Source organism: Candidatus Obscuribacterales bacterium (assembly GCA_036703605.1).
GTDB lineage: Bacteria > Cyanobacteriota > Cyanobacteriia > RECH01 > RECH01 > RECH01.
On the sequence record DATNRH010000688.1, the window covers coordinates 1 to 1,086 of the forward strand.

At 48.6% G+C, this 1,086-nt stretch carries 1 protein-coding gene; it reads left to right on the top strand.

The window, feature by feature from the left end; all coding sequences use genetic code 11:
* The coding region (locus V6D20_14605) for a hypothetical protein (protein ID HEY9817010.1) at positions 1-648 on the top strand (648 nt) is incomplete at its 5' end.
* Positions 649-1,086 lie beyond the last annotated feature (438 nt).

Sequence of the window (1,086 nt, forward strand, 5' to 3'; positions counted from 1 at the left end):
TTAGTGCGTGAAATATCTCATCAGGTTAGCTTGAACGAAGCGGACATCCCACGTCTTTTACGCACAGCAGTTCGTCGTTTAGAGCGCCATGGACACCTTGCTACCCTGGGTGAGTTGGTCTTGGCCCCCTTGGAGCAGCAACGAGAATCGATTGATCGGTTTGAACTAGACGTGACGGAGAAAAGCGTTGTCCAAATTTTGTTGGGGTTGCAGCTTAATCCAGCATCCGTGAGCGCGAACATTTTTCCGATGTTAGGCCTCTTAGAGGATCTAAAACAGGCGATTCGAGAGCAAGGCTTAGGAGGAATGCATGCCCTTGCCCTTCAGCGCCTATCTGCTAAAAATTTGCTAGACAAAAATCCAAATATCCAAAAAGATGTGATCAAACGGGCTCGGGCTAGACTTTTAAAGCAGGTGATCACCAATAAACTCTCCGTGGCGCAGGTGCGTAAATTGGTGGCAGAGGAAATCAGTCGTCATACCAAAGTCTCTAAACCTAGCCCGACTCAGCGGCAGGTTGAAGGATTAATTCGCAATGTAGAAAAACTTGAGATGAGTCAGCTTGAGCGATCGCACCTTGAGCAACTGCAGGAAGCTCTGCGCAACACCTTATCCGACATTGAAGCTGCTTTGGGGACTAATGCCTAAATGCCTAGCCACTTTGGAGACAGGCATTCGTTGACCAATGAAGCAAATGAGCTGCATACAGATCTAGGCGCGGGGGAGACTGTCTCGATGAGTTGGACGTTGGAGATGGATGTGCGTAGAGCCTACTGAACATGAGTTTGGCTAGCGTACAGCTAGTCAAACCTATCTCTCTTGTGTCATTTGGGGCCATTCTGACAAATCCTTGCTATTGCGGCTAGTGACATCTGATCAGAGAATCAGGGCTTGAACTCTTTTTTGGGCTTGATAAAAGAGAGCTCATATCGAGCCCGGTTGAAGGGGCATAGCTGGGATATCCTGCCTTTGATCCCCTGCTTCGCCGCCTTTTGACAAGAGGGCGGCAGACATCTGGATCATGTCTAGGTTTTGAATGCATGGCGTGTCTGACCAGATTTGATATTAGGAGAATGGCGATCGCTC